Raw genomic sequence first — 22456 nt, forward strand, 5'->3', positions numbered from 1 at the left:
TCCGCCGTATCGCCCGCTGGGTAAGGTGGGCGTGGCGGGGCGGCGGCTCAAGGGCCGATGTCCGGGACTCGATCTCTGCGCCCCTGGCCGGAATGCGGCGACCGTCGAACCTCCCGCTGTTCCGCTCTCTTGCCGATTCGGTCCAGCGCCGCTCGCCCGCGGTCTCACCCTGAGGAGTATGGCGCGATGTGTGAGAGCCTGCTCGACAGATCGGCAAGGTTTGTCCTGCCCACAACCTCATCCTGAGGTGCCAGTCGATCGGAGATCGACTGACCTCGAAGGAGGTCTCCAGAAGTCTCTGAGAGAACTGGATGCCTCCTTCAAGGCTCGCTTCGCTCGCACCTCAGGATGAGGTCGCATGTGGACTAAATAATTCCTCGCTGTATTGTATTTGCAATTCAAACAGGTTCTCAGCTATCCCGGTTCCTATCCACCCATCGTCCCGGTGCCATTCGGCCCGATCCGCCGCGGCTCCAGCCCCTCGCGGCTCAACGTGTCGAGGATCTCGGCGGTGTGGCCGGGTCCGCGCGTCTCGATCGTCACGTCGATCGAGACGCTCTTCGCCGGCACGTCGAGGTGGAGGCGGCCGTGCGAGACCTCCAGGATGTTGGCCCCCAACTCGCCCAGCCGCCCGGCGACCCGGCCGAGCACGCCGGGCCGGTCGCTCGCGGTCATCCGGAACGAGATGATGCGGTCCTCGCGCTCCAGTTCGCGCACCATCACGGAGGCGAGGAGCCGCGCGTCGATGTTGCCGCCGCACAGCACCAGGCCCACGGTGCGGCCGGCGAAGAGATCGGGCCGGGCGAGCAGGGCCGCGAGGCCGGCGGCGCCCGCGCCCTCGGCGAGGCTGCGCTGGAGCGTGGCGTAGTCGTGCACCGCCCGCTCGATCTGCGGCTCGTCGACGAGGACAATCTCGCGCACGAGGTCGCGGATGATCGGCAGGGTCAGGCGGCCGACAGTCTTGACGGCGATGCCCTCGGCGAGCGTCGGGCCGCCGATCGGCCGCTCCTGCCCGTCGATGGCGTTGAGGAAGGAGGGGTAGAGCGCGGCTTGGACCCCGGTGAGCGCCACCCGCGGCCGCAGGCTCGCGCCGACCGCGATGCCGCTCATCAGCCCGCCGCCGCCGATCGGCACGACGAGGCAATCGAGGTCGGGCGCATCCTCCAGCATCTCGAGGGCGATCGTGCCCTGGCCGGCCATCACCAGGGGGTCGTCGTAGGGGTGGACCAGCACGAAGCCGTGCGCCTCGACCAGCCGGTCGACCGCCGCGGCCGATTCGACCAGGGTCTCGCCCTCCAGGACGACCGTGGCGCCGTGAGCGCGGGTGTTCTCGACCTTCACCAGCGGGGTCGTCGCCGGCATCACGATGGTGGCCGGGATGCCGAGGCGGCGCGCGTGATAGGCCACCGCCTGGGCGTGGTTGCCGGCCGACATCGCCACCACGCCGCGGCGTCGCTCGGAGGCCGAGAGGGCGCTCAGGCGGTTGACCGCGCCGCGCTCCTTGAAGGCGCCGGTCGCCTGCATGTTCTCGTGCTTGACGAGGACGCGCGCGCCGGTCAGCTCCGAGAGGCGCGGCGCCGGCACCAGCGGCGTGCGCAGCACGTGGCCGCGGATGGTGTGGGCGGCCCGGACGACGTCGTCCGGGGTGATGGCGTAGGGCTGGCTCAAGCGCGACTCTCCGGGTGTCGGCAGTGTAGAGCCCGCGTGGGTCCGCGTCAGCCCGCTCCCGGCTCGGCGAGCGCCGCGTCCGGCGTGTCGAGGTAGTAGTGCTTCAGCAGGTAGAGCGCCGCGCCGCCGACCGGGCCGCGGTCGCTCGTGAGCCCCGAGAGGTCGGTGCGGCTCAACCCGGAAAACTCGCAGACTGCGTAGCGCGGCAGCGGGCTGCGGCCCTCGCGCTCCTGCGAGAAGTCGATGCGGATGCTGCGCTCCTGCGGCCCGGCGGCCTCGCGCAGCACCGCCACGCGGGCGCCCGCCGGCACCAGGGTCGGCAGGGCGCGCCGGCAGATCCGGGCCTGCTCGGCATCGGGCGTGCCCGCGCAGGCGCCGAGGCCCAGGAGACCGGCAAGGGGACCGGCGAGGAGCAGGCGGGCGGCGAGGCCCGCAGGCCTCGCGCGGGAGCCTGGGTTCACCCGTCCTGTCCGTCTCACCCTTGCCGCAGCCGCTCGGCGACCCGCGGGGCGAAGTAGGTGAAGACGCCGTCGGCGCCGGCGCGCTTGAAGGCGGCGAGGCTCTCCATCATGGCGCGCTCGCCGTCGAGCCAGCCGTTCTGGGCCGCCGCTGCGATCATCGCGTACTCGCCCGAGACCTGGTAGGCGAAGGTGGGGACGGAAAAACTCTCCTTCACCCGGCGGATCACGTCGAGATACGGCATGCCCGGCTTGACCATCACCGAATCGGCGCCCTCGTCGAGGTCGAGGGCGACCTCGCGCAGGGCCTCGTCGGTGTTGCCGGCATCCATCTGGTAGGTGCGCTTGTCGCCGACCAAAGTGGCGTTGGTGCCGATCGCGTCGCGGAACGGGCCGTAGAAGGCGCTGGCGTACTTCGCCGCGTAGGTCATGATCTGCACGTCGCGATGGCCGGCCCGGTCGAGCCCGGCCCGGATCGCGCCGACCCGCCCGTCCATCATGTCGGAGGGGGCGATGACGTCGGTGCCGGCCTCGGCCTGGATCAGGCTCTGCTCGACGAGGAGCGCCACCGTCTCGTCATTGACGATCACCCCGTCCTCCAGGAGGCCGTCATGGCCGTGGCTGGTATAGGGATCGAGGGCGACGTCGGTGATGATTCCGATCTCCGGCACCGCCTTCTTCACCGCCCGCACGGCGCGGCAGACCAGGTTGTTGCGGTTGAGCGCCTCGGAGCCCGTCGCGTCGCGTAAAGCAGGCTCGACGAAGGGGAAGAACGAGATCGCCGGGATGCGCAAGGACGCGGCCCGCTCGGCCGCCCGCACCGCCTCGTCGACGGTCAGGCGCTCGACGCCCGGCATCGAGGCAACCGGCACGCGCCGGTTCTCGCCCTCGATCAGGAAGATCGGCCAGATCAGGTCGTCGACGGTGAGCGTGGTCTCGCGCACCAGGCGGCGCGACCACTCGGCCTTGCGGTTGCGCCGCGGGCGCTGGGTGAGCCCGAGGGAGGCCGGCTCGGTCCGGGCGGCTTCCCGGGCCAGCGGCCGGGGCATCGGCTGGATCTGCGACATCCGGGGTCGGGCCTCCTCGCGGCCCGCCTTCGCGCCGGGCCTGTTCTTCGTGGAATTCGTCCAATCCGGAGGTAGCACAAACCGGGCGGCGCCAGAACCCGGGCGGAGGTGCATGGCAGGGTCTCGCGAACGGCTTCGCGTCGTCCCGCGCCGTTGACGCGGCGGGCGGCACCCGGTTAACCGCCATTAAGTGTCTCTCACGAAACTCCCGATCACCGTCGTCGCTCGCCGCGGCGGCGTCGGAGCAGCGGGACTTGCGTGAGGTGCACGAACCGGGAGGGTGCATCATGAGCGAAGCGGGCGTGACGGCGGACGGCGCGGTTCTGTGCGAGCGGCGGGGCGCCGCCGGATTCATCACCCTCAACCGGCCGAAAGCCCTCAACGCCCTCACCCTCGAGATGGTGCGCGCGATGCGTGCCGCCCTGGACGCCTGGGCGGCGGATCCTGCGGTGACCCGGGTGGTGGTGCAGGGCGCCGGCGAGCGTGCCTTCTGCGCCGGCGGCGACATCCGCCGCATCCACGAGGAGGGGAGCGCCGGGAAATTCGAGGAAGCCCAGACCTTCTTCCGCGAGGAATACGAGCTCAACGCCCTGATCCAGCGCTATCCGAAGCCCTACGTCGCGCTGATCGACGGCATCGTGATGGGCGGCGGCGTCGGCGTGTCGCTGCACGGCTCGCACCGGGTCGCGGCCGAGCGCACGGCCTTCGCGATGCCCGAGACCGGGATCGGCTTCTTCCCCGATGTCGGCGCCACCTACGCCCTGCCGCGGCTGCCGGGCTTCGTCGGCACCTATCTGGCGCTCACCGGCGAGCGGATCGGCCAGGGCGACGTGCTGGCCTTCGGGCTCGGCAGCCACGCCGCACCCGCCGCGCGCTTCGACGCGATCCGCGACGCGCTGAGCGAGGGCGGCCCGGTCGAGGCGGCGATCGGCCACCACGACGCGCCGGCCCCCGGCCCGCTCCACGCCGAGCGGGCGCTGATCGAATCCTGCTTCTCGGCCGACAGCGTCGGGCAAGTGCTGGCGCGGCTCGACGCCGCCGGGTCCGACTTCGCGCGGAAATCCGCCGCGACGATCCGCACCCGCTCGCCGACCAGCCTGACCCTGGCGCTCGCCCAGATGCGCCGCGGCGCCTCCCTGTCCTTCCCGCAGGCGATGCAGCTCGAATACCGCATCCTGTGCCGGATCCTGCGCGGGCACGACTTCTACGAGGGCGTGCGCTCGGTCTTGATCGACCGCGACGGGAAGCCGGACTGGCGGCCCGCCACCCTGGAGGCGGTGCAGGCCTCCGACATCGAGGCCCATTTCGCGCCGATGCCCGGCGAGCCGAGCTTCACCTGACCATGCGCTCCTTGAGCAAGGTCCGGGGCGGTCCGCGGCGGGCCGGGATCGACGAGGCGGCCGACCGCATCGAGCGCCGGCCGCCGCGGCCCGAGACGCGCTGGGACGTGGTCCTGGTCTGGCTGATGCGGGTCGTCGCGGTGGTCTGGATGGTCAAGGGCCTGAGCGCCTGGGCCGAGATCCTCGGCGCCCGCCCCAACGCCGCGCCGTTCGAGACCGCGCCGATCGGCCGGCAGGCGGTGATCGTCTATTTCGGCGTCATCAACCTGCTGGCGGCGGTAGGCCTGTGGCTCGCCACCGCCTGGGGCGGGGTGGTCTGGCTGCTCGCCGCCACCTCGGCGATCGTGCTCGCGCTGCTCACCCCGCAGCTGCTGCCGATGTCGATTCCGAGCCTCGCCTTCGACAGCATGATCATCCTGGTCTACTTCACGGTCTCCTGGTTGGCCTCGCGCGAACTACGCTGATCCTCAACCTTTCTCGAAAGTGAACGATCTGGTTCATCTTCGGTTTACCGACAGAGGTAAATCGAGAATTTATCCTGTCGTTTAAACTCACATTCACGGGGCGCGCCTAATTTGAACTCATAAGCGGAGCGGGACGACACCGCCGAGCACCCCCGTACAGAGTGAGGCGTTCCGATGAAGACCCAGGCGACGAAGGTGGCGCAGACGATCTCCGCTCCCGAGACCGAGACCGCGGTGCGCCCCCACTACCTCGAGGCCCTCCACCTGGTGGAGCGCCTGCACCGCCGCCTCCTCGACGTGATCAAGGACGAGTTCGAGCGCCGCGGCCGCGAGGACGTCAACAGCGTCCAGGCCCTGCTGCTCTACAACATCGGCGACAAGGAGCTGACCGCGAGCGAGCTGCGCACCCGCGGCTACTACCTCGGCTCGAACGTGTCGTACAACGTCAAGAAGCTGGTCGAGACCGGCTACCTGCACCACGCCCGTTCGAAGACCGACCGCCGCTCGGTCCGCATCAGCCTCACCGACAAGGGCCGCGAGGTGCACGAGATCGTCCGCGGGCTCTACGACAAGCACGCCAAGACGATCCAGCCGATCGGCGGCATCTCCGAGGACGATTTCGGCCGCCTCAACACGGCGCTGGCCCGGCTCGAGCGCTTCTGGACCGACCAGATCCGCTACCGGCTGTGAGGGGCCGTTCGATCAAGCGGACGGGCGGGCCTATCTCGGCGTCATCCCGGGGCCGCGAAAGCGGAACCCGGGATCCATCAACGCCGATCGTCCAGGACGAAGCGGACCGGGTTCAGCCCCGTTCTGCTTCGTCGGCGTTTATGGATCCCGGGTTCCGCTGCGCGGCCCCGGGATGACGCCGAGGGCATCAGCGTCGGGCTTCCGACGTCAATCTTCCGCCACCCCGCACCCTAATTCAGCAGCGCCCGGCTGCGGTTCTCCCGGGCCCGCACCGTCGTCATCGGCAGGCGGAAGACGGGGCGCTGGTGCTGGTCCTCGACCCGGAAGGCGCTGCGCCTCCAGTCGCAGGCGACCTCACGATCGTCGAGCAGGCCGGCCGCGAGCTTCGCCGCCACTTCCAGCGCATCGGCCGCGCTCCGCAACTCGACGCCCTCGGGGTCGATGATCAGGCGGCGGCCAGACTGGAAGTGGAAATAGTAGACGGTCATCACGGGCTCGACGGCGATTCGGCCGCTACTCATGCCACAGAAAATGGCAGCCGGCGATCCTCTTGTCACAAACCTGTAAAAACCGCGCATCTTCAGCGCCGCCGGGAAGCAAGATTGTCGCTATATCTTGAATTAATTCCTCGAACCGCAAGTGAGAACTTTGCGGCATGACGAAAATGGGCTTTCGCTTTCGCCCAATAAGAAAGCCGCCCGAAGGCGGCTCTCAGGAGTGTTGCCGGATTGTCGCTGGCGATCAGGCCCGCAGACGGGTCCGCACCTCGCCGAGGCTGCGGCGGACCAGGTCCTGGGCGGCGTCGCCGCTGACCTTCTCCCGCAGGATCGTCTCGGAGACCCGCACGGCGGCTTCCGCCGCGGCGGCCCGCACCTCGGCGGCGGCCTGGGCCTCGGCCTGGGCGATCTTGGTCTCCGCCGCCTTGGTGCGGCGGGCGACGAACTCGTTCAGGCGGGCATGGCCCTCGGCGGCGGCGGCCTCGGCCTCCGCACGGGCATTGGCGACGATCTCGGCGGCCTCGCGCTCGGCATCCGAGCGGCGGCGCTTGTAATCCGCCAGGACGGCCTCGGCCTCCTCGCGCAGGCGCCTCGCCTCCTCGAGCTCCTTGCGCACGCGGGCGCCGCGCTTGTCGAGCCCGCCGATGATCTGGTCGAACACGCCCGCTTTCCAGGCGATGCCGCAGAACACCACGAAGGCGACCGCGACCCAGAATTCCGCATCGAACAGCATGTCGTTGATCCCCTGCGGCTCAGTGCACGGTCTGGGCGGTGCGGTCGTACGCCGCCTCGACGGCGGCGCGGTCCGGCGCCTGGCCGGTCAGGCGCTCGACGATCGCGGTCGCGGCGTCGGCGGCCACCTCGCGCACGCTGCCCATCGCGGTCGCGGTGCGGGTGCGGATCTGGGTCTCGGCCTCGGCGAGCTTCACCGCCAGGTCGGCCTCAAGGGACTTGCGGCGCGTCTCGGCCTCGGCGGCGAGCTGCTCGCGGGTGGTCTGGGCGATGCCCTTGGCCTTGGACTGGGCGTCCTTGAGGGCGCGCTCGTAGGTGTCGCGGGCGCCGTCGGCCTCGGACTTGGCGCGGGCGGCCTGGTCGAGGTCGCCGGAGAGCCGGGTCTGCCGGTCGTGCAGGATGCCGGCGATCTGCGGCAGCGCGATCTTCGACATCAGGTAGTAGAGCAGGCCGAAGGCGAGCGCGAGCCAGATGATCTGCGCGACGAAGGTGCTGCTCTCGAACGGCGGAAAGCCGCCGCCGTGCTCGGAGGCCGGCTCGTGAATCAGCCCCTCCTTCAGGGGGGCGGGTGCATGTGGCTGCGCCATGGTGTCGTCCGGGTGTGGGGGAGACGAAGCGCTCCCGCCGAGCGCTCGGCCGGGCCGGCCGTCTGGCCACCGCACCTCAGCAGGAGCGGCGGCTGCACGAAGTGGTGGCGGTGGCCCTTAACGCACGCGCACCGGAGCCTCGTGTGAAGCCCGGTGCGCGGGGTGGACCACCTCTTGTCAGGCAATCCTCGCCGAAATCAGACGGCGAACAGCAGCAGCAGCGCGACGAGCAGCGAGAAGATGCCCAGCGCCTCGGTCAGCGCGAAGCCGAGGAGCAGGTTGGGGCGCTGGCTGTCGGCCGCGGAGGGGTTGCGCAGGGCGCCGGCGAAGAACTGGCCGAACAGGTTGCCGAGGCCCACGGCGGCGCCCGCCATGCCGAGGCAGGCGAGGCCGGCGCCGATGTACTTCGCAGCAACGGGATCCATCGTGATGCTCCTAAGGTCGTCTAGTCGTCTGGCGGGTGGTATCCGGCCGCGACACGGCGAACCGGGGTGGGAAGCTCTGGGAGTCTGATCGCGGGCGAAGGGGCGGGGCCTCGTCGAGGCCCCTGCCGCCTTTAGTGGCCCGGATGCAGGGCGTCGCTGAGGTAGATCGAGGTCAGCGTCGCGAAGACGTAGGCCTGCAGCACCGCGACCAGCATCTCGAGGGCCGTGACGGCGACCGAGAGGGCGAGGGGCAGGGGCGAGAGGATGCCCCAGACGCCGGCGGCGAGGAGGGCCGGGACGAAGCCCGCGAAGATCTTGAGCGCGATGTGGCCCGCCAGCACGTTGGCGAAGAGACGGACCGAGAGGCTGATCGGCCGGGAGATGAACGACACGACCTCGATCATCACGATCAGCGGCTTGAGCCAGCCCGGCACGCCGGGGGGCACGAACAGCCCGAGGAAGTGGGTGCCGTGGGCCATGAAGCCGTAGATCACCACGGTGAGGATCACCACCAGCGCCAGCATGAAGGTGACGATGATGTGGCTGGTCACCGCGAAGGCGTAGGGGATCATCCCGAACAGGTTCAGCAGCAGCACGAACATGAACAGGGAGAAGACCAGCGGCACGAAGCGCTCGCTGCCGTGGCCGGCCGACTGGTGCACCGTCTGGCCGATGAACTCGTAGAACACCTCGGCCAGGGACTGCGCCCGGCCCGGCACCACCGCGCGGCTCTTCGTCGCCCAGATCGTCAGGAGCGCGATGAGCCCCACGGCCAGGAACATGTACAGCGCCGACTGGGTGAAGGCGATGTTCTGGTGGCCGATATGCCCGAACGAAACCAGCGGCTTCAGCTCGAACTGGTGGATCGGATCCATCTTGACGGCCATGCCGGTCCCGCCCCCTCGTGTGTCGCTGCCGCGGGTTTCTCCCGCCGCGCTGCCAATCCGTGCAGGCGGATGCACGGCATCCACCGGATGATCAAGACCCTGGCGGGCCTTTCTTCGTGTCCGCGGCCGGAAAAAATCCGGAAACGCGCATCACGTTGTAGATTCCGGCCGCGAAGCCCAGGACGAGCAGGACGATCAGGCCCCAGGGCTTGGTGCCCAGGAGACGATCGAAGCCCCAGCCGAGAAGGCCGCCCGCCAGGACGCCGGCCACGAATTCCGTGGACAGCCGCATGGCGACGCCGAGGGACGAGGGCTGGCCGCTGCCTTGACGCGCAGAAAGGTCGGGAGACGCCGCGGGGCGCTTCCGGTCGATCTGCATCTCGAGACGCTTGAGCCTCGCGGAGAGGTCGTCGTCGGGGGAGGAACCCTCACCGGTGCCGTCCTTCCCCCGCGGGTCGTTGCCGTTCATGGCGAAACCTCGCGCGTGAAGGATGACGAGATCCGGTCCGGCTACCCCCGTCGAGCGGGCGCACCATAGTTTCGCCCACCTTGGGTGTCAAGGCACCGCGAACAGGCGTTAAGTCATTGGACTTTCGACGGATTCCGCATCGCACACGGGAGCGCCGTCAAACCGTCTCGACCAGCCGCTCGGCAGTCGCGAGATCGACCGAGACGAGCTGCGACACCCCCCGCTCGACCATGGTCACGCCGAACAGCCGGTCCATCCGCGCCATGGTGATCGGGTTGTGGGTGATGACGAGGAAGCGGGTGTCGGTGTCCCGCGCCATGGCGGCGAGCAGGTCGCAGTAGCGCTCGACATTGGCGTCGTCGAGGGGCGCATCGACCTCGTCGAGGACGCAGACCGGCGACGGGTTGGTCAAGAACACCGCGAAGATCAGGGCGGTCGCCGTGAGCGCCTGCTCGCCGCCCGACAGGAGCGTCATCGTCTGAGGCTTCTTGCCCGGGGGACGGGCCAGGATGTCGAGGCCCGCCTCCAGCGGGTCGTCCGAGTCGACCAGCGTCAGTTCCGCGGTGCCGCCGCCGAACAGGGTCGTGAACAGCCGCTCGAAATGCCCGTTCACCGCCGTGAAGGCGGCGAGCAGCCGCTCGCGCCCCTCGCGGTTGAGGCTCTGGATCGCTCCGCGCAGGCGCCGGATCGCCTCGATCAGCTCGTCGCGCTCGCGGCCCAATTCGTCGCGCCGGCCTTCCGTGTCGCGCAGCTCCTCCTCGGCCCGCAGGTTCACGGCGCCGAGCCGGTCGCGGTCGGCCTTGAGCGTCGCCGCCTTGGCCTCGACGGCGCCGACCTCCGGCAGGGGATCGCCGGGCGCGGCACCGGCGAGGCCGTAGAGGCCGTCCGGCGTGACCTCCAGCGTGTCGGCGATGGTGCGGACCACCTCGGCGAGGCGCCGCGTCAGGGCCTCGTGGGCCGCCGCTGCCGCCGCCCTGGTCTCGCGGGCGGACGCGAAGGCGTCGAGGGCGGCCCGCGCCCGCCCTTCGGCGTCGGCCAGGACCTTTTCTCCGGCATTCAGGCTCGCGCCGGCCTGCGCCCGGGCCGCCTCGGCGCGGTCCGTCTCGGCGGTGAGGCGGCGGCGTTCCTCGGCGAAGGTCTCGGGCGCCTCGGCGAGCTCGGCCTGCTCCTCCTCGGCCGCGGAGAGGCGGCCTTCGAGTTCGTCGAGCACGCTGTCCGCCCGCTCGGCCCGCTCCTGCCAGCGCGCCCGGTCGGCAGCGAGCGCGGCACGACGGGTGGCCGCTTCTTCCGCGGCGCGGGTCAGCGACAGGCGGGCCGCCCGGGCCTCGGCGGCGGCGAGGCGGCACGCCTCGGCGATGGTGCGGGTCTCATCGAGCCGCACGGCGAGGTCTTTGGGCTCGTCGAGGGCGGCGAGCGCATCCTCGGCGGCCTCGGCCCGTGCGGCGGCCTCCTCGGCGTCGAGGGCCAGGCGCGCCTCGGCCTCGGCGAGGGCGGTCCGGCGGGCGACGGCCTCGGCCTCCCGGCGCTCGGCCTGGGCCAGGGCCTCGCGGGCGCCGTCGAGGGTGCGGCGGGCGAGGCGGGCGCCGTCGAGCGCGCGGATCTCCGCCGCCGCCGCGGTTTCCGCCCAGGCCTGGAGGGCGTCGTGGGCCTCCCGCGCGGCCTCCGCCTGCTCCCGGGCCTCGGTCGCGGCCTCGCTCAACGCGTCGAGCCGGTTGCGCTCGGACAGCCGCCGTGCCGCCGGGCGCGGCGCTTCCGCCGCCGCGGTGAGGCCGTCCCAGCGAAGGAGATCGCCCCGCCGCGTGACGAGGCGCTGGCCCGGATGCAGGCGCTCGCGCAACGCCGCCGCGTCCGCCGGCTCGACCACTCCGACCTGCCGCAGGCGGCGGGCGAGGGCCGGGGGCCCGGCGACCCGCTCGGCGAGCGGCCGGATTCCGGCCGGCAGAGCCGGGTCGGTGCCGGGATCGGGCAAAGCCGCCCAGTGGGTCGGGGCCCGCGGGTCGAGGGCGGCGTCCAGGTCGTCGCCGAGGGCCGCCGCCAGGGCCGCCTCGTAGCCGGGCTCGACGGTGAGCGCGTCGAGGACCGGCGGGAAGCGCGACTCGGCGGTGGGCGCCACCAGCCGGGCGAGGGTGCGGGCCTCGGTGTCGAGCCGCGCCGCCTCGCGCTCCGCCGCCGCCAGGACCGGCCGGCCCCGCGCCTCGGCCTCGCGCGCCTCGGCCACCACGTCGCGGGCGGCGGCCGCCGCCTCCTCGGCGTCCTCGGCCGTCTCCTTCGCCTCGTCGTAGGCCCCGCGCAGGGCGGCGAGCCTCTCCGCCCCGGCCTCTCCCGCCGCCGCGGCCTCGCGGGCGAGGCGGGCCTGCTCGCCGGCGAGCCGCGCCGCCCGGGCGCGCTCGTCGGCGGCGGTGCGGATCAGGGCGCCGCGCCGCGCCGCGTGCTCGGCCTGGGTGCCCTGCGCGGCGGCGAGCGCGCGTTCAGCAAGGGCGAGGTCTCGCTCCGCTGCCGCCTCGCGCGCGGCGGCCTCCTCGCGCGCGATCTTTCCGTCATCGGCAGCTTCCAGGGCCGCGGCCTCGCCGTCCAGGCGTTCCAGGGTCGTGCGCGCGTCGTCCCGCGAGGTGGCCTCGCGGGCGAGGTCGCGGCGCAGGTCGGCGATTCTCCGGCCGAGATCGCGCAGGCGCTCGGCGCTCCGGCGCTCCTGCGCCTCGAGCTGCGCCCCCGCCAGCATCAGGCGCTGCATCTCGGCCGAAGCGGAGCCCTCCGCCTCGCGCAGGCGCGGCAGGGCGGCGGCGGCGATCCCCTGCGCGGTCGCGGATTCCACCTGCTCGGCTTGCGCACGCCCCAGCCGGTCGAGGGCCTGGGCCAGCGCCGCGTCCGACGCCATCGCCTCGCGGCGGGCGTTCGTGTGGCCGATCAGCAGCAGCAGCGCCTCGTGCCGGCGGATCTCCGCCGCGATGGCGCGGTAGCGCTGGGCCGAGCGGGCCTGGCGGCGCAACGACTCGACGCCGGCGGTGATCGCCGTCAGCACGTCCTCGAGGCGCGACAGGTTGTCTTCGGCCGCCCGCAGGCGCAGCTCCGCCTCGTGCCGGCGGGCGTGCAGGCCGCCGATGCCGGCGGCGTCCTCCAGGATGCGCCGCCGCGCCTGGGGCTTCGCCGCGATCAGTTCGGCCACCTGGCCCTGGCGCACCATGGCGGGGGAGCGCGCGCCGGTCGCCGCGTCGGCGAACATCAGCTGCACGTCGCGGGCCCGGACCTCGCGGCCGTTGACCCGGTAGGTCGAGCCGGCGCCCCGGTCGATGCGGCGCGAGACCTCCAGCAGGTCGGCGGCGTTGAAGGCGGCGGGCGCGGTGCGGGCGCCGTTGTCGAGGGTCAGCGTCACCTCGGCGTGGCTGCGGCCGGACCGCCCGCCGGAGCCCGAGAAGATCACGTCGTCCATGCCGGACGCCCGCATGCTCTTGTGCGAGCTCTCCCCCATCACCCAGCGCAGGGCCTCGACGAGGTTCGACTTGCCGCAGCCGTTCGGCCCGATCACCCCGGTCAGCCCGGGCTCGATCAGGAATTCGCTCGGCTCGACGAAGGTCTTGAAGCCGACGATGCGCAGGCGCGTGAATTTCATGGGCGGACGCGGTGCGCGGGGTCGGGGTGTGCGGATCGCCTCTCCCCGCGGACGGCAGAGCTGTCTGGGAAATGGGGAAAGGAAGTGGCGCGGGAACTCCCCTCTCCCCGCGGGCGGGGAGAGGGCTGAGCCACCGTGCAGGTGGCTCGGCAAGCCCGTAGGGCGAGGGTGAGGGGGTATCTCCGGAGGAGCCTCACGCGTTGAGGCCCCCTCACCCTCGCTCCGGCTTTCGCCTCCGCTTGCCGTGTCTCCTGAACGTCGACACGGCCCTCTCCCCGCCCGCGGGGAGAGGAGAGAGCCGTGCTTCACTCAGAAACGTGCGCGTGCGCGTTCGTGGCCTTTTACGCCCCCACGATCGGCTTGATCACCTTCTCCATGCCGTCGATCGTCATCTCGCCCTGGTACTTCTGGCCGTTGATGAAGAAGGTCGGCGTGGCGTTCACCTTGAAGGTGGTCATCGCCTTCTCCTTCACGGCGTTGACGCCGTCGTAGAGCGTCTGGTCCTTGAGGGTCGCCTCGAACTTCTCCTTCGAGAAGCCGGCCTGGCGCATCATCTGCTCGAGGGCGTCGAGGGGCTTCGGGACGAAGGCCCAGTTCGCCTGCTGGTCGAACAGCATGTCGGTGATCGGGTAGTAGCGCGCCGCGTTGTCGGACCGGGCCAGCATGAAGGCCGCGGTGGCGAGCGGATCGAGGGGGAACTCGCGCAGGGTGAAGCGGACCTTGCCGGTATCGATCCAGCGCTCCTTGAGCGCCGGCCAAGTCGTCTTGTGGAAGGCGGCGCAGTGCGAGCAGGTCATCGAGGCGTACTCGATGATGGTGCAGCGGGCGTTGTCCGGCCCGAGCCAGGCGTCGCCGAGCGGGCCGGGCTGCATCAGGCCGTCGACCACCGGCCCCTGGGCCAGAGCCGAGAGCGGCAGGGCCGGCGCGAGCAGAGCCGCGCCGAGGGCCGAGCCGGTGAGTGTCAGGGCCTCGCGACGGGTGAGCATGGCAGGCGTCCTCGTGGAGGGTGCGGGAGGGTCCGCGATCGTCAGTGCGGTAGAATCCCGGCCGCCTCGTGGCAAGCCGCCGGCGCATCAACAGCCCGCGACGCTTCTTCCTTGGTGCTGCCGCGGGGCGGCGGCGTCCGGCACACGCGTGCCGGCGCCCGGTCGTGCTTGCGGCGGGCTGCACGCCCGCCGACGACGCGAAGGAGTGTCGCGCTCAGCGCGAGCGCTGTGCGCCCAACACCGCGAGGCCGAGCCGGTCGAGGGCGTCGCGGAGCGCCGCCTCGCTCACGGTCGAGACCGCGAGCGCGACCTCGCCGCGGCGTACCGGGTCGAGGGGCGGGGGGGCGGCCGCGCGGCGGCGCGCCTGGGCGACCCGGTCCTGGCGCAGGCGGATCTTGCCGACGCAGGCCCAGCCGTAATGGCGGTTGATGCGCTCGATCACGAGCGGCACGAGATGCTGGAGTTCGAGGGCGAAGGCGCCCTCGACCCGCACCGTCAGGGTGCCGGGCTCCGGCCGCTGCTCGCGCGACGCGCCGCGCCGGCGCGACCATTCGAGCTTCTCCGGCTGGCAGGCCCGGGCGAGGCGCTCGCCGACGATCTCGGACCAGGAGGCCAGGATGTCGGTCGAGGCGAAGCCCTGCGCCGCGAAGACGGGGCCGAGGGACCGCTCGATCAGCTCGCTCAGGGGTTTGGGCCGCGCCATCGCCCGTCCGTCCTCGAAAAGGGTCGCCGCGTCCGGCGGGAAGCCTCGACAGCTAGAGCCTTCGTGTAAGGGAACACTTAACCCTCGGGCCCGCCCCGTCGAGAGCCGTGCGCGGCGGCGACAATCGCCGAAATCCCGCTCCCGCCGCGGCGGAAAACCCGCTAAGGCGGGCCGCATGGTAGCGCCCGCCGCGTCGCACTCAAGGCCGGAAGCCGCCGACCTCCTGGTCTGGTACGACCGCCATCGCCGCGCGCTGCCCTGGCGCGCGCTGCCCGGCGTCGCGCCCGATCCGTACCGGGTCTGGCTGTCCGAGATCATGCTGCAGCAGACCACCGTCGCTGCGGTCAAGCCCTACTTCGCCCGCTTCCTGGAGCGCTTCCCGACCGTCGAGGCCCTGGCGGCGGCGCCGGAGGAGGCGGTGATGGGGGCATGGGCGGGCTTGGGCTACTATTCCCGCGCCCGCAACCTGCATGCCTGCGCGAAGGCGGTGGCCGAGGCCGGCGGCTTTCCCGATACGGTCGAGGGCCTGCGCAAGCTCCCCGGCATCGGCGCCTACACGGCGGGCGCCATCGCGGCGATCGCCTTCGACCGGCCGGTTGCGGCGGTGGACGGCAATGTCGAGCGGGTGGTGTCGCGGCTCTACGCGATCGAGACCCCGATCCCGGCCGCGCGGGCCGAGATCCGCCGCCTCGCGGAGAACCTGGTGCCGCAGGAGCGCCCCGGCGACTTCGCGCAGGCCGTGATGGATCTCGGCGCGACGCTCTGCACGCCGAAGCGGCCGGCCTGCGCGCTCTGCCCCTGGATGCGGCCCTGCCGCGCCCGGGCCGAGGGGCTGCAGGAGACGTTTCCGCGCAAGATGAAGAAGGTGGCCGGCGCTTTGCGCCGCGGCGCCGCCTTCGTGGTCCTGCGGGCCGGCGACGACGCGGTGCTCTTGCGCACCCGGCCGCCGGAGGGCCTGCTCGGCGCGATGGCCGAGCCGCCGACGAGCGAGTGGCGGGCCGATTACGACCCGGCCCAGGCGCTCCTCGATGCGCCGCTCGACGCGCGCTGGAAGCGGCTGCCGGGAAGCGTGCGCCACGTCTTCACGCATTTCCCGCTCGAACTGACGGTCTTCCTCGCCCGGGTCGCCGCCGGAACCCCGGCGCCCGACGGCATGCGCTTCACGCCGCGCGCCGGCCTCGACGCCGAACCGCTGCCGGGCGCGATGAAGAAGGTGCTGGCCCACGCCCTGGAGCAGAAGCTCGCCGCACCCCCGCCCGCGCCAGCGCCCCCGCCGGCCCCCGACCTCGCGACGCTCCCGGAGCCCGAGCCGCCGCCGCGCCGCGCGCCGTTGCCGAAGGTGCTGTCGCGACGGCCCGCCTCGGCGGCCCCGGTGGTCAAGACGCGGGGGCGGCCGAAGGGCAGTTGATTCGCGCGTGTCAACGCGTGCAGCGCCCGTGGCCGCAAGGCCACGGGCGCTTCGAGGGGGGGGCTCTCCGTCAGGCCCTGCCGCTCAGGCGGCCGAGCCCATCCCGGCCCGCATCGTACCGCGGAAATCGTCGATGCAGACGAGGCGCCCGCCGCGCTCGGCATGCCAGAAGGTCCAGCCGTTGCAGGCCGGCAGGCCCTGGACCAGGGCGCCGATCTTGTGGATCGAGCCCGAGGCCGGGCCGACCCCGAGCGTGCCGTCGGGGCGCACCAGGGCCTTGTGGCGGCGGCGCTCGTCGGTGAGCGTCTCGCCGGCCCGGACGTGGCCGGCCTCGAGCAGGCTCAGGAACGGCACCCGCGGCTCGGCGCGCTTCGTCGGCGCGGTGAGGAGGGCGGCGCGCGACAAGGGCTCGATCCCGGCGATGCGCTCGCGGGCAGCCGCCGCGTAGGCCGGCTCCTGCTCGATGCCGATGAAATGGCGGCCGAGGCGCTTGGCGACGGCCCCGGTGGTGCCGGTGCCGAAGAAGGGATCGAGCACCACGTCGCCGGGATTCGACGAGGACAGGATGGTGCGGGCGAGCAGGGCCTCGGGCTTCTGGGTCGGATGCAGCTTGCGCCCGTCGTCGCCCTTCAGGCGCTCGTCGCCGGTGCAGAGCGGGATGAACCAGTCCGAGCGCATCTGCAGGTCGTCGTTGCCGCCCTTCAGCGCCTCGTAATGGAAGGTGTAGCCCTTCTGCTCGCTGCGAGAGGCCCAGATCAGGGTCTCGTGGGCGTTGGTGAAGCGCTTGCCGCGGAAGTTCGGCATCGGGTTGGCCTTGCGCCACACGATGTCGTTCAGGATCCAGAAACCAAGATCCTGCAACGCGCTGCCGACGCGGAAGATGTTGTGGTACGACCCGATCACCCAGAGGGTCGCGGTCGGCTTCATCACCCGGCGGCAGGCGGAGAGCCAGGCGCGGGTGAAGGTGTCGTAGGCCTCGAAGCTGGCGAACTGGTCCCAGTCGTCGTCGACGGCGTCGACGGTGCTCTGATCCGGGCGCAAGAGGGCGCCGGCGCCGAGCTGGAGGTTGTAGGGCGGATCCGCGAAGACCAGGTCGACACTGGCCGGCGGCAGCCGCTCGAGGGCAGAGAGGCAATCCCCGAGGATGACCTCGTCCAGGGGAAGACGCTGTGCGGGGGTAACGAGACCCATCCGCGGCGCCGACACCACTCGCCCGGTACGCGAGACCTGATTCCGGGCGGCGGTGCCGACGACCGCGGTACGCGGGGAAGCCATGGCAAACACCGGTTACGCGACTGACCACCAGACATTGCCGTCGCTACGGTAAAGGTCACGTTTCCCGCTGACACGAATTGCGTCTCGAAATGGGGCTGCACTTCTTGCCTAGTCGTCCGGTGGCCGGGATCATCCGTTAATGAAACACTACGGGTGACGACAAGGGCGCGGCCTCGTCGTTGCAGGGCGCGTTTGCCCTGACCGGTAGGCTGTCCGGAGGCCGGAAGAGGCGCGGGTTCTCTCCTCTCTCCGCGGGTGCAAGGCTATCCGGGGGAACAGGAGAGGCTTGGGTTTTTCCCTCCCCCCCTCTGCGGGGGAGGGTGCCCGGCGGAGCCGGGCGGGAGAGGGGCAGCGCGACGCTGATCCAGCCTGCGCCCTTCAGAATGGTTCAGTCTTGTCCGGAAGCGGCGTCCCCTCTCCCGCCCCACTCCGTGGGGCACCCTCCCCCGCAGAGGGGGGAGGGGAAACCCGCGCCGATCATTTCCCCGGACAGCCCTGCTGCCCGCGAGGAGAGACCTCGTCCCTCGCCCTCCCACGGCGCAACCCTGCCATTCGCCTCGGAACCGCAGGCCCCACCGCGCATGCCGCGCTTCTTCGGAATTCTGAAAATCCGAGTGCAGCGCCCGGCCGCCACAAGTCGCCAATAAGACTTCACGTCGCCTCACGACTTGAAAAGTCAAACATTAACGGATCGCAAGATATCGGCCGATAATGCGGCGCCAATCGCCACAAATCGGGCGGTCATATTTTCGTCCTGTTTGGTCTCGATTGGCTGTGCCATCAGCAACTGCCAAGGACAGTGGAATGAACAGCGCCCAGCCTGCGCGTCGGTCGAACGCGGCTCGCATCGTGGCTCTCGCGGGGGGCGTCGCCCTCGCCGGATGGGGGAGCCTCGCCGCCTCGTCGACTGCGCAGGCCCAGAGCGGCAAGGCCTCCTGGTACGCCTCCGGCCATCGCACCGCCAGCGGCGAGCGCTTCAATCCCAACGGCCTCACGGCGGCGCATCGCAGCCTGCCCTTCGGCACGCGGGTGCGGGTGACCAATCAGTCCAACGGCCGCTCGGTGGTGGTGCGGATCAACGATCGAGGGCCGTTCGCCCATGGTCGCATCATCGATCTCGCCCGCGGCGCCGGTCAGGCGATCGGCATGAACGGCGTCGCCAGGGTCGCTGTCGCGGTGGTCGACTGATCAAGGCTTGCGGCGTTGCCCTTGGGCGACGCCTCCCCACATCAGGCTCATCGTGCGAGCGGAGCGTGATGATGGCAAAGCCCCTGGTTGTCGTGATTCCCCATCAGCTCGGCCGGGCCGAGGCCCGCCGCCGGCTGGAGAACGGGATCGGCCAGGCCAAGGAGATGCTGCAGAAGGCGGGTCTCAGCATGGCCGACGCGACCTGGACCGGCGACCGGCTCTCGTTCCTGGTGGCGGCGATGAACCAGCGCGTCGACGGCGACATCGACGTCGAGGAGGATTCCGTGCGGGTCGAGGTGCGGATGCCGCTGCTCCTGTCGCTCTTCGCCCACAAGGTGCAGCAGATCGTCAGCCAGAACGGCGCCAAGCTCCTGACCAAGCAGTAGCCGACGTTGCGGAACCGGGGCCGGGCGCCCCGGTTTGGACACGGCAGAGAGAGGAGCGCTCGATGTCGAATCCCGGCCCGATCCCGGACCAGCCCTACGATCCCGTGCCCCCCACCCCCGGCCCCGATACGCCCAATCCCGGCGGGCCCGAACTGCCGAGCGAGGCCCCGGGCGACCGTCCGGTCGAGATCCCGGTGAACGATCCCGGCAACTCGCCGGCGATCACCCCCGACCCGTCCCCGACCGGGCCCGCCAACCCGACCATGTGAGGCGCGTCACCGCCCGGCGGCGTAGCCCTGCATGCCGCGCGGGTTGGCCGCCGCCCGCAGGCGGCGGCCGTCGCGGCTCGCCGCCGTGAGCCGCCCCTCCGACCAGTCGGACCCGACCTCGACGACGTGGCCGCGCCGGCGCAGCTCCGCGATCGTCCCGGGGCTGATGCGGTTCTCCACCACCACGACCCCCGGCCGGGCGGTGCGCGGCCAGAACGAGGACGGGAAGTGCTCGGTGTGCCAGGCCGGCGCGTCGATCGCCGCCTGCAGGTTCATGCCGGCATGGACGTGGCGCAGGAAGAATTGCGGGATCCACTGGTCCTGCTGGTCGCCCCCCGGCGAGCCCCAGGCGAGGTAGGGCGCGCCATCGCGAAGAGCCATCGTCGGCGAGAGGGTCGAGCGCGGCCGCTTGCCCGGGGCGAGCGCCGCCGGATGGCTCTCGTCGAGCACGAACATCTGCGCCCGCGTGCCGAGGCAGAAGCCGAGCGCCGGGATCACCGGCGAGGATTGCAGCCAGCCGCCCGAGGGGGTGGCGGCGATCATGTTGCCGTGCCGGTCGATGATGTCGAAATGGACCGTGTCGCCCCGCACCACGCCTGAGCGGGCATCGTCCGGCGGGACGGTCGCCTCGATCCTGCCGACCGTCGGCTCGCCGGCGCCGGAGCTGCCGACCGCCGTGCGGGCGCCGCTGCTCACCCGGGCGTCGAGGGCCTTGCCGAAGCCCGGGATCGTGCCGGGCCGCTGCTCCAGCGAGGCGGTCTCGGTGACGAGCCGGCGCCGCTCGGCATTGTAGGCATCGGACAGCAGGGTCTCCACCGGCACGTCGACGAAGGCGGGATCGCCGTAGAACGTGTCCCGGTCGGCGAAGGCGAGCTTGGCGCACTCGACCTGGAGGTGGATGAAGTCGGGTCCCGTCGGGTCGAGGCGGTCGAGGTCGAAGCCCTTGAGGAGGGCGAGCTGCTGCAGGGTGGCGAGCCCCTGCGTCCACGGCCCGGCCTTCAGCACCGTGTAGCGGCCGTACTCGTAAGCAATCGGCGCCTCGACGCTCGCCTGCCAGGCCGCCATGTCGGACCCGGTGAGGAGGCCGCGATGCGGCGTCCCGGTGACGTCCATCACCGGCTCGGCCTTGCAGAAGGCGTCGATCGCCTCGGCGACGAAGCCCTGCGACCAGATCCGCCGGGCGCGCTCGATCTCCTGCTCGCGCGAGCCGCCGGCGGCCTCGCGCACGATCCGGGCATAGGTCTCGGCGAGGACCGGATTGGTGAACAGCGTGCCGGGCGCGGGCACGCCGCCGTCTTTCAGGTAGGTCGCCGCCGAGCTCGCCCAGTGCTCGCGAAACAGCCCCTCGACGGTCGCGATGGTGGCCGAGACCCGCTCGACCAGCGGGAAGCCGTCCCGGGCGTAACCGATCGCCGCCTCCAGCACGTCGGCGAGGCGCCAGGTGCCGTGGTCGCGCAGGATCAGCATGTAGGCGTCGAAGGTGCCCGGCACGCAGGGCGCGAGCAGCCCGGTGCCCGGCACGAGGTCGAGGCCGAGGTCGTCGCGCAGGTGCGAAATGGTGGCGGCCTGCGGCGCCGGGCCCTGCCCGCACACCACCTGGGGGTGCCCGACCCGGACGTCGTGCAGGATCACCGGTACGTCGCCGCCCGGCCCGTTGAGGTGCGGCTCGACCACCTGCAGCACGAAGGCGGTGGCGACGCCCGCATCGAAGGCGTTGCCGCCCCGCTCCAGCACGCCCATGCCGACCGCGGTGGCGATCCAGTGCGTCGAGGCCACGACCCCGAAGGTGCCGTCGATCTCGGGGCGGGTGGTGAAGGAATCGGGGGTGACGAAGCTCATCGGTGATTGCCCTCCGGGCGGCCGTCGCGCGACGGCGTTGGGCCGCAGCCGGATCGGTCTTACACCGACTCGGTCCGGGATGAGGACGGGGCCGCCTGTCGGGGCCGGTCTGCGTATGATACCGGCCCGGGGCCCGGGGCGGCTCCGCGAGCCAGTCGGGGCTCGCCGACGCGCTGTGACGGATGCGGCGGCCGGCATGCACCGGCGCAAGCGAGTCCGGTCGATCCCGCGCCCGAGGCATGAGCGCCCCCCCGCCGTTTACACCCGCCGCCCCCGGCGCTATCACCCTGGCCCCACCCTCACGCGAGTGAACCCACACCAGATGCGCGCCGAGATCGAGCAACTCTCGGATGCCGCCAAGCAGTCGATCGGACTGCTGAGGAGGCATCTTTGACTGGGATACCGTTGACAAGCGCCTCGCGGAGCTGAACGCCCGCTCCGAGGACCCCTCGCTCTGGAACGATCCGGAGGAGGCCCAGAAGGTCATGCGCGAGCGCACGCAGCTCGACGACGCCGTCACGGCGATCCGGCGCCTGGAACAGGGGCTGGAGGACGGCGCGACGCTGATCGAGCTCGGCGAGATGGAGGAGGATGCCGCCAGCATCCGCGAGGGCGAGGAGCAGATCCGCGCCGTGCAGGTCGAGGCGGCCCGCCGCCAGATCGAGACCCTGCTCTCGGGCGAGGCCGACGCCAACGACACCTATCTCGAAGTGCATGCCGGCGCCGGTGGCACCGAGAGCCAGGACTGGGCCAACATGCTCCAGCGCATGTATGCCCGCTGGGCCGAGCGCCGGAAGTACAAGGTCGACATCGTCGAATGGGCCGACGGCGAAGAGGCCGGGATCAAGGGCGCCACGCTCCTGATCAAGGGCCACAACGCCTATGGCTGGCTGAAGACCGAATCGGGCGTGCACCGCCTGGTGCGGATCTCGCCGTACGATTCCAACGCCCGGCGGCATACCAGCTTCGCCAGCGTCTGGGTCTACCCGGTCATCGACGACCGGATCACGATCGAGATCAAGGAATCGGACTGCCGGATCGACACCTACCGCTCGTCGGGCGCGGGCGGCCAGCACGTCAACACCACCGATTCGGCGGTGCGCATCACCCACAACCCGACCGGGATCGTGGTGGCGTGCCAGCAGGAGCGCTCGCAGCACAAGAACCGGGCCACCGCCTGGAACATGCTGCGCGCCCGCCTCTACGAGCTCGAGCTGAAGAAGCGCGAGGAGAAGGCCAACGCCGAGGCGGCCTCAAAGACCGATATCGGCTGGGGCCACCAGATCCGCTCCTACGTGCTCCAGCCCTATCAGCTGGTGAAGGACCTGCGCACCGGCGCCCAGTCGACCAGCCCCGACGACGTCCTCGACGGCGACATCGACGACCTGATCGAGGCGTCGCTCGCCCAGCGGGTCTATGGCGGGGCCGAGGCGGTCGAAGACATCGACTGAGCGTGTCCGGATAACAGGACGGGCGCGGTGCCTCCTCCGGAGCGGGGGAGGGGCCGCGCC

The 22456-nt window shown here is 71.6% G+C and carries 22 protein-coding genes; 8 read left to right on the forward strand and 14 right to left on the reverse strand.

Translation table 11 applies throughout. The features are described 5' to 3' along the window. Nucleotides 1–426 precede the first annotated feature (426 nt). Genes BM430_RS25810 through hemB form a run of 3 tightly spaced genes read right to left on the reverse strand, consistent with a single transcriptional unit; the run spans nucleotide 427 to nucleotide 3193 of the window. Nucleotides 427–1668, reverse strand: coding sequence for a threonine ammonia-lyase (locus BM430_RS25810; protein WP_093570103.1), 1242 nt, complete (start codon nucleotides 1666–1668; stop codon nucleotides 427–429). A 47-nt stretch (nucleotides 1669–1715) separates the two neighbouring features. Beyond that, the gene (locus BM430_RS25815) at nucleotides 1716–2129 is read right to left on the reverse strand and encodes a hypothetical protein (RefSeq protein ID WP_244539664.1); all 414 of its coding nucleotides are present in this window, start codon (nucleotides 2127–2129) and stop codon (nucleotides 1716–1718) included. 14 nt (nucleotides 2130–2143) lie between these two features. Continuing rightward, the gene (gene hemB, locus BM430_RS25820; protein WP_093570104.1) at nucleotides 2144–3193 is read right to left on the reverse strand and encodes a porphobilinogen synthase; all 1050 of its coding nucleotides are present in this window, start codon (nucleotides 3191–3193) and stop codon (nucleotides 2144–2146) included. A gap of 287 nt (nucleotides 3194–3480) precedes the next feature. Here hemB and BM430_RS25825 point away from each other — a divergent pair, with 287 nt between their 5' ends. From BM430_RS25825 to BM430_RS25835, 3 genes are all read left to right on the forward strand, one after another. Next, nucleotides 3481–4533 carry an enoyl-CoA hydratase/isomerase family protein gene (locus BM430_RS25825; protein WP_093570105.1) on the forward strand — a complete coding sequence of 351 codons (1053 nt, stop codon included), beginning with the start codon at nucleotides 3481–3483 and terminating at the stop codon, nucleotides 4531–4533. A 2-nt stretch (nucleotides 4534–4535) separates the two neighbouring features. Beyond that, nucleotides 4536–4997 carry a DUF6163 family protein gene (locus BM430_RS25830; RefSeq protein ID WP_093570106.1) on the forward strand — a complete coding sequence of 154 codons (462 nt, stop codon included), beginning with the start codon at nucleotides 4536–4538 and terminating at the stop codon, nucleotides 4995–4997. A 174-nt stretch (nucleotides 4998–5171) separates the two neighbouring features. After that, nucleotides 5172–5687 carry a transcriptional regulator LdtR gene (locus BM430_RS25835; RefSeq protein ID WP_093570107.1) on the forward strand — a complete coding sequence of 172 codons (516 nt, stop codon included), beginning with the start codon at nucleotides 5172–5174 and terminating at the stop codon, nucleotides 5685–5687. 230 nt (nucleotides 5688–5917) lie between these two features. Here the strand turns inward: BM430_RS25835 and BM430_RS25840 are convergent, their stop codons facing one another. From BM430_RS25840 to BM430_RS25880, 9 genes are all read right to left on the reverse strand, one after another. Further along, nucleotides 5918–6175 (reverse strand): DUF6894 family protein, encoded by a 258-nt coding sequence (locus tag BM430_RS25840; protein WP_093570108.1) that lies wholly within the window; start codon nucleotides 6173–6175, stop codon nucleotides 5918–5920. A gap of 253 nt (nucleotides 6176–6428) precedes the next feature. Then, entirely contained in the window at nucleotides 6429–6914 is a 486-nt protein-coding gene (locus tag BM430_RS25845; protein ID WP_093570131.1) for a F0F1 ATP synthase subunit B family protein, read from the reverse strand. Between the two features lie 22 nt (nucleotides 6915–6936). Continuing rightward, a complete protein-coding gene (locus BM430_RS25850; protein ID WP_093570109.1) occupies nucleotides 6937–7503 on the reverse strand; it encodes a F0F1 ATP synthase subunit B family protein in 567 nt (188 codons plus the stop codon). Nucleotides 7504–7700: 197 nt separating this feature from the next. Next, nucleotides 7701–7928, reverse strand: coding sequence for a F0F1 ATP synthase subunit C (locus tag BM430_RS25855; RefSeq protein ID WP_093570110.1), 228 nt, complete (start codon nucleotides 7926–7928; stop codon nucleotides 7701–7703). Nucleotides 7929–8059: 131 nt separating this feature from the next. After that, nucleotides 8060–8815: a F0F1 ATP synthase subunit A gene (locus BM430_RS25860; protein ID WP_093570111.1), complete on the reverse strand. Its 756-nt coding sequence runs from the start codon at nucleotides 8813–8815 to the stop codon at nucleotides 8060–8062. Between the two features lie 91 nt (nucleotides 8816–8906). After that, complete coding sequence (locus BM430_RS25865; protein ID WP_093570112.1) at nucleotides 8907–9284, reverse strand: AtpZ/AtpI family protein; 378 nt, start codon at nucleotides 9282–9284, stop codon at nucleotides 8907–8909. A gap of 157 nt (nucleotides 9285–9441) precedes the next feature. After that, on the reverse strand, nucleotides 9442–12891 hold the full coding sequence (locus BM430_RS25870; protein WP_093570113.1) for a chromosome segregation SMC family protein: 3450 nt from the start codon (nucleotides 12889–12891) through the stop codon (nucleotides 9442–9444). 341 nt (nucleotides 12892–13232) lie between these two features. Continuing rightward, nucleotides 13233–13877 (reverse strand): DsbA family protein, encoded by a 645-nt coding sequence (locus tag BM430_RS25875; RefSeq protein ID WP_093570114.1) that lies wholly within the window; start codon nucleotides 13875–13877, stop codon nucleotides 13233–13235. A gap of 214 nt (nucleotides 13878–14091) precedes the next feature. Next, a complete protein-coding gene (locus BM430_RS25880) occupies nucleotides 14092–14580 on the reverse strand; it encodes a DUF721 domain-containing protein (RefSeq protein ID WP_093570115.1) in 489 nt (162 codons plus the stop codon). A 175-nt stretch (nucleotides 14581–14755) separates the two neighbouring features. Here BM430_RS25880 and mutY point away from each other — a divergent pair, with 175 nt between their 5' ends. Continuing rightward, nucleotides 14756–15988 (forward strand): A/G-specific adenine glycosylase, encoded by a 1233-nt coding sequence (gene mutY / locus BM430_RS25885; protein WP_093570116.1) that lies wholly within the window; start codon nucleotides 14756–14758, stop codon nucleotides 15986–15988. Between the two features lie 84 nt (nucleotides 15989–16072). Here the strand turns inward: mutY and BM430_RS25890 are convergent, their stop codons facing one another. Beyond that, nucleotides 16073–17263 carry a site-specific DNA-methyltransferase gene (locus BM430_RS25890; RefSeq protein ID WP_093570117.1) on the reverse strand — a complete coding sequence of 397 codons (1191 nt, stop codon included), beginning with the start codon at nucleotides 17261–17263 and terminating at the stop codon, nucleotides 16073–16075. A gap of 804 nt (nucleotides 17264–18067) precedes the next feature. On the opposite strand from BM430_RS25890, the gene BM430_RS25895 reads away from it, so the two are divergent. The 3 genes from BM430_RS25895 to BM430_RS25905 all read left to right on the forward strand — a co-directional run bounded on the left by BM430_RS25895 (nucleotide 18068) and on the right by BM430_RS25905 (nucleotide 19106). Next, nucleotides 18068–18451 carry a septal ring lytic transglycosylase RlpA family protein gene (locus tag BM430_RS25895; protein ID WP_093570118.1) on the forward strand — a complete coding sequence of 128 codons (384 nt, stop codon included), beginning with the start codon at nucleotides 18068–18070 and terminating at the stop codon, nucleotides 18449–18451. 71 nt (nucleotides 18452–18522) lie between these two features. Continuing rightward, nucleotides 18523–18837, forward strand: a complete 315-nt coding sequence (locus tag BM430_RS25900; RefSeq protein WP_093570132.1) for a polyhydroxyalkanoic acid system family protein — start codon at nucleotides 18523–18525, stop codon at nucleotides 18835–18837. A 62-nt stretch (nucleotides 18838–18899) separates the two neighbouring features. After that, the gene (locus BM430_RS25905) at nucleotides 18900–19106 is read left to right on the forward strand and encodes a hypothetical protein (RefSeq protein WP_048433129.1); all 207 of its coding nucleotides are present in this window, start codon (nucleotides 18900–18902) and stop codon (nucleotides 19104–19106) included. Nucleotides 19107–19112: 6 nt separating this feature from the next. On the opposite strand, the gene BM430_RS25910 is transcribed toward BM430_RS25905, so the two are convergent. Then, nucleotides 19113–20945 (reverse strand): gamma-glutamyltransferase family protein, encoded by a 1833-nt coding sequence (locus tag BM430_RS25910; protein ID WP_093570119.1) that lies wholly within the window; start codon nucleotides 20943–20945, stop codon nucleotides 19113–19115. Nucleotides 20946–21267: 322 nt separating this feature from the next. Here BM430_RS25910 and prfB point away from each other — a divergent pair. Beyond that, nucleotides 21268–22396, forward strand: a protein-coding gene (gene prfB, locus BM430_RS25915) for a peptide chain release factor 2 (protein ID WP_143132133.1) whose coding sequence is annotated in 2 segments (ribosomal slippage) — nucleotides 21268–21336 and nucleotides 21338–22396 — 1128 coding nt in all. Because the reading frame shifts where the segments join, the coding sequence is not laid out codon by codon here. The last annotated feature ends 60 nt before the right edge of the window (nucleotides 22397–22456 follow it).

This window comes from Methylobacterium sp. 174MFSha1.1 (assembly GCF_900116815.1).
Taxonomy (GTDB): Bacteria; Pseudomonadota; Alphaproteobacteria; order Rhizobiales; family Beijerinckiaceae; genus Methylobacterium.